The sequence below is a fragment of the uncultured Granulicatella sp. genome, assembly GCF_938030755.1.
In the GTDB taxonomy this organism is placed as follows: Bacteria; Bacillota; Bacilli; order Lactobacillales; family Aerococcaceae; genus Granulicatella.
Window position 1 is genome coordinate 1 of sequence record NZ_CALHIF010000028.1, and the last position, 5,296, is coordinate 5,296.

Sequence of the window (5,296 nt, forward strand, 5' to 3'; positions counted from 1 at the left end):
CCATCATGTGGTGAGGACAGTTCATTGGACGCAATACTAATAATTCGCCATCGCCCATATCCATTGGTGGGAACATATCTTCTTGATAGTGAGCCCAGTGCCCTGATGTTTTGTAAAGACCTACATCAGCCATAACCGGAGTGTACACGTGTTGGTATCCAAGGCTAATTTCTTTATCCACGATGTAACGTTCGATTGTACGACGGATTGTAGCTCCTTTTGGTAACCAGAATGGTAATCCTGAACCTACTTCTTGGCTAATCATGAATAAGTCTAATTCTTTTCCTAATTTACGGTGGTCACGTTCTTTTGCTTCTTCACGCATCTTCAAGAATTCTTTTAAGTCTGCTTTATCGAAGAATGCAGTTCCGTATACACGTTGCATCATCTTATTGTCAGAGTTCCCTCTCCAGTAAGCTCCAGCAAGTGATAATAATTTGAAGACTTGGATACGTCCTGTTGAAGGAACGTGGATACCACGACATAAGTCTACGAAGTCTTCTTGTTGGTAAACAGTGATTGTTTCATCTTCAGGTAAACCGTTAATCAATTCCACTTTATAAGGGTCGTTTGCAAAAATTTCTAGTGCTTCCTTGCGGCTAACTTCGCGACGAACGATTGGGTAGTTTTCTTTAACGATTTTCATCATTTCTGCTTCTACTTCTGGAAGAGCATCTTCTGTTAATTGATTTGGCATATCCGTATCGTAGTAGAATCCTGTTTCAATTGCTGGCCCTACCCCGAAGTGAATTCCTGGGTATAAACGTGTTAACGCATGTGCTAATAAGTGTGCTGTTGAATGACGTAAGATTCCTAATGCATCTTCGTGGTCTGGTGTAACGATTTCGATAGAAGCATCTTCTTCGATAGCGCGATCGAAATCCACTAATTCCCCGTTCACTTTACCTGCTAATGCTTTTTTCGCTAGGCTCTTGCTAATGCTTTCTGCAACTTCTTTTACTGTGATTCCTTTTGGAAACTCTTTAACGGCACCATCTGGAAAAGTAATTTTAATCATTGACATTTTCTTCCTTCTTTCCTTTTGAAAATTTTAAACCAAACAAAAAATCCCATAGTCTGCTACTGCAAACTATGGGACGTCATTCTCTACGTGGTTCCACCCAAATTCATTTGTCTCTCATTGACAAACCTTAAACGGACTAACGCTCCGATACGCCTTACTCTACTCATTTCAAGTAAGGATTCAAAAGTGGTAAAACTATTCCGGATAAAGTGTTGCACCAACCCACTTTTCTCTAAAATGTAACCAAGAGATAGTTTCTTGTCTTTTTCATCATTTTCAAAATATTTAGTTCATTAGTATTTAACCACTAATCTATTTTATTTTCAAGCATTTTAGTTAAGATGGATTTCTGTGATTAATACCATCTACAAAATACTCTTTTGCTAAGAAACGAATTCGCTCAATGAGACGTTTTGCTTTTAATGTTTCTTCATTATTTTGTCCAGAAACTGAAAAATGCTCTTCTAATTCATTAAAATCAAAATTAGAAGTAAAAAATGTTGGCAATTCCTGAAGCATACGGTATTGGAGAATAACCATTAGTACTTCATCTCTAAACCATGCACTTTTCATTTCCGCACCAATATCATCTAAAACCAAAATTGGTGTTTCTTTAATCTTTAACAATTTTTCTTCAACTTTGTTTGTTGAAATAGCTTGTTTCATTTCAAAACTAAAAGTAGGAACATTTACTAATGTTATTTCTACACCTTTTTGAGAGATTTGATTAGCTAGAGCCCCCATCATATAGGTCTTTCCTACTCCAAAAGGTCCCGATAAATAAAGACCTTTATGATACTCATTCTTATCCGGTGTATATTTTTCTATGAAGTTTATCAATTCTTGAATCACATCTTGACGTTCAGCAGTCATCGAAAGATTTGAAAAGCTAGCTTCTGCAATGTTTTTAGGCATATTAATCGAGTGAATCAATCGTCTACGTTTACGTTCTCTTTCTTCCCGAATCGCTTCTTCAGTCCTACTATATGTTACCAATATAAAGCCATTGTGTACTTCAAGCGATGGTTCTAACCCTGGAGCTTTTACGGCTTGTTGATTTTTTCTGGCGTCTCTTTCCATAATGAACTCTAATAACGCAGAGGTTCCTTTACGAACGGCTTGCGGATCTAATTCACTTTTATGACGTTCTAAAAACGATTTTACTTCTTCATCAGAGTATATTTGTTCTTCGATAGCTTTTAAATTTGGAATCTTTTGATCCGCCTCTCTTTGATTTAATAATCCTTTAAAACCTTCCATTGTGGTCACCTCCATTATTGTTGTTCTCTTATATTATTTGTGTTTAATTTGGAAATCCGTTCTAATAACTCTTGTTTTTTCTCAGGGGGAAGTTCTGTTTCTTGATTCATTTTTTGGTTATTTACCCAGTCTGGGACTGGTTCTTTATATCCTTGTTTTCGATTATTTTTATACTTACCCGCATTATGCAATTGCTGTTTCCGCTTAACCTCTCTTTGTAAATCACGGTTCCTTACAGCATCTATCGCCTCTTTAGCGCTTTGAATCCCTTTGGTTGCCCAGTCGTTAGCAATCGCATCTACAAAGTTCCTTGCAAGTGTCGCATGATCCAACTGGACTAGCGCATAGTGGAATAAAATATTGAGCACTTCATTAGGAAGACCACTCACGGAGACTAAATCAAAAATTAATTGTCTCTCCGCTTTAGAAACATACCCTTTTTTCTGCGTCTTTATACTGGAGACAAAATCAATGGGGGCTAATTCTTTTGAAGCTTGAATTAACATCCCGATTGCATCATCTTCTACCGAAGAGACTTCCTCAGACGTTTCAGATTTTTCTTTCATTTCTTCTGTGACAGAATGATTTTTCTTCTCTCTCATTAGGTTCACTTTATTTTGAGCGGCTTCTTGACCTAATTTCAGTAAGAATTCTTCATCAATAACTTTAGTCGATAAATCTGATGCAATCACTAAGAATTGAGCGATTTCTGATTCAGAAAAGCCATACGCTTTATACAATACATCAACGATTCTTTTGACTTCCTTTGTTAAAGAATCCAAATCTACAAATTCCGTCTTCAACAGTCCTTCAATCAAGTCCCAATCGACTTCAGATGAAAATTCCATTGGCGCTTGTTGTTTTCCATCCATCACCATTCTTTTTTCTTGTGAGAGATTTCTGGTATAAGACTCCATATTATACGGAAGTCTGTACACTTCTTCAAATTGAGCGCTATTTAAGTCCCCTAAATTCCCGACGTTAGCAGCTAAAAATCTCTGCTTCAATTTTTCAAACCGATGATTTCCCACTTGATTCAATAGTAAAGTGGACAGAAGTGCATCTTTAAAAAAGAGTCTTGGAGAAGTTGGCGCTAGCAATTCCATCGTATAGGTTTGAGGACGAGAAGCAGTAGGTTCCTTATGATATGTCTTCAAAAGCCCAATGCCTTCTAGTCTAGATTTTGCTAAATGAAAATCTGGCATTCCTAAATTTGTCATGGACAGTAATTCAGAAATTGAAAATACCTCACTCTGATACGCAGATGGAGATAATTCACCGTATAAAGTAGCATACAAAAGTGTGGCTTCTTTCCCAATAAACGGAGCATATAATTGCATTAAAAATTGTATTTCTCTTTCAGTAATCCAAACGGGTTGAATGACTAAAATTCCGTCCATTGGTTTATATTTGGACCACGGAAATTCTTTTGACTGCATTCCTTCAATTCCTTTCTTTAATCTTTATTGTCCATTTCAAAAGACATACGTTCTAATTCTTTTAAGAACATTTTTCGGTCTGTAAACTGACGATACACACTGGCAAAACGAATATAAGCAATATCGTCAATTTTAGATAAATGATCCATAACCATTTCCCCAATTAAAGTGCTTGATACTTCATTTTCCCCTTCTTGGTTAATCGAACGTTCAATTTCATTGACAATAGTTTCTAACTGTCCCAATGAAACAGGACGTTTTTCAGCTGAACGAACTAAGCCATTTAATAATTTTTCACGACTAAATTCTTCACGATTGCCATTTCTTTTGATAACGAGTAATGGTGCTTTTTCTAAACGTTCAAAAGTCGTAAAGCGGTAGCCACATTCTTCACACTCTCTTCTTCTACGAATCGAACGTCCATCATCTGCCGGACGACTATCTACTACACGAGAACCATTATTTTTACATTTTGGACATTGCATTAAAAACACCTCTCCTTATTGTGCTTATTCGATTAATTATATCATTTTTGTTGGAAATTTTCGAGTAGCCACTGATGAACCCTGGCTTCTAATTCTTCAATAGACCCTTCATTAGTCCAAACGATATCCGCCTTTTTGACTTTTTCTTCTAAAGACATTTGAGATTCTATTCTCTTTAGAGCCTCCTCTTTAGATAATCCATTGCGATTTTTTAGGCGTTGAATCTGAGTTTCCACTGAAACTGCCACTACGATTATTTCATCACAGAGAGCCTCATAATGCATCTCAAATAACAGCGGGATATCTAGAATAAGAAGTGGATTGTTTTGTTTTTTTGCCTCTTGTATTTGAAGTTCAATTTCCGTTCTAATCAGAGGTTGAAGTAAATCGTTGACCTCCTTTAAAACGGAAGCGTCACTGAACATTTTTATGCCTAATTGCGCTCTGTCTAATGAACCATCATCCAATAAAATAGAGTTCCCGAATCGTTTTGTCAGAGACTTCAGCCCTACTGAATCTTTTTCAACAACTTTTCTTGCGATGACATCTGCATCGATAATCGGAACGCCAACTTTTTTAAATATATTCGAAACGGTTGATTTTCCACTAGCAATCCCACCTGTTAATCCGATTACTCTCATCTTTTTCCTCCAATAGTTCTTGTAAAACCTATGTTAGTTCAAAATGCCCATTGTAGCAAGTTCTTTTCACATCCATAATCCAAAAAGATACAAAAACACCGCATCCCCAACTTGAGAATGCGGTATGCTTATTATAAGCGTTCGTTTAATTCTTTTGCTAAGTCTTCGAATCCTGGTTTTCCAAGTAAAGCAAACATATTTTTCTTGTATGCTTCTACCCCTGGTTGGTCAAATGGATTTACACCATTTAAGTAACCGGAAATTCCAACCGCGATTTCGAAGAAGTAGATTAAGTGACCTAATGTGTATGCTGACATATCAGGAATGTTGACTACAAAGTTTGGAACTTGACCGTCTGTATGCGCTAGTAATGTTCCTTGGAAAGCTTTTGTATTGACAAAGTCCATTGTTTTTCCTTGTAAGTATCCTAAACCATCTAAGTCTTCT

5 protein-coding genes, 1 pseudogene and 1 other annotated feature are annotated in these 5,296 nt (G+C 36.6%); all 6 genes and pseudogenes read right to left on the reverse strand.

Annotation, left to right across the window (positions count from 1 at the left end; all coding sequences use genetic code 11):
• Positions 1-1,018 (reverse strand): TGS domain-containing protein (locus tag Q0594_RS03140; RefSeq protein ID WP_298729559.1); only part of this gene is annotated, 1,018 nt, incomplete at its 3' end.
• Positions 1,019-1,090: 72 nt separating this feature from the next.
• Positions 1,091-1,304 (reverse strand) — a binding site (T-box leader).
• A gap of 56 nt (positions 1,305-1,360) precedes the next feature.
• Positions 1,361-2,284 (reverse strand): primosomal protein DnaI, encoded by a 924-nt coding sequence (gene dnaI, locus Q0594_RS03145; protein WP_298729556.1) that lies wholly within the window; start codon positions 2,282-2,284, stop codon positions 1,361-1,363.
• Positions 2,285-2,298: 14 nt separating this feature from the next.
• Positions 2,299-3,723, reverse strand: coding sequence for a DnaD domain protein (locus Q0594_RS03150; protein WP_298729557.1), 1,425 nt, complete (start codon positions 3,721-3,723; stop codon positions 2,299-2,301).
• Between the two features lie 17 nt (positions 3,724-3,740).
• On the reverse strand, positions 3,741-4,208 hold the full coding sequence (gene nrdR, locus Q0594_RS03155) for a transcriptional regulator NrdR (protein WP_005606839.1): 468 nt from the start codon (positions 4,206-4,208) through the stop codon (positions 3,741-3,743).
• Between the two features lie 41 nt (positions 4,209-4,249).
• Positions 4,250-4,849 (reverse strand): dephospho-CoA kinase, encoded by a 600-nt coding sequence (coaE, locus tag Q0594_RS03160; protein WP_298729558.1) that lies wholly within the window; start codon positions 4,847-4,849, stop codon positions 4,250-4,252.
• Positions 4,850-4,980: 131 nt separating this feature from the next.
• Positions 4,981-5,296, reverse strand: a pseudogene (gene pgi, locus Q0594_RS03165) (glucose-6-phosphate isomerase); the annotation flags it as partial.

Excerpts from the sequence above, each read along its gene's own strand:
- dnaI (WP_298729556.1), bottom strand. The coding sequence starts at position 2,284 with ATGGAAGGTTTTAAAGGATTATTAAATCAAAGAGAGGCGGATCAAAAG.
- Q0594_RS03150 (WP_298729557.1), bottom strand. The coding sequence starts at position 3,723 with ATGCAGTCAAAAGAATTTCCGTGGTCCAAATATAAACCAATGGACGGA.
- nrdR (WP_005606839.1), bottom strand. The coding sequence starts at position 4,208 with ATGCAATGTCCAAAATGTAAAAATAATGGTTCTCGTGTAGTAGATAGT.
- coaE (WP_298729558.1), bottom strand. The coding sequence starts at position 4,849 with ATGAGAGTAATCGGATTAACAGGTGGGATTGCTAGTGGAAAATCAACC.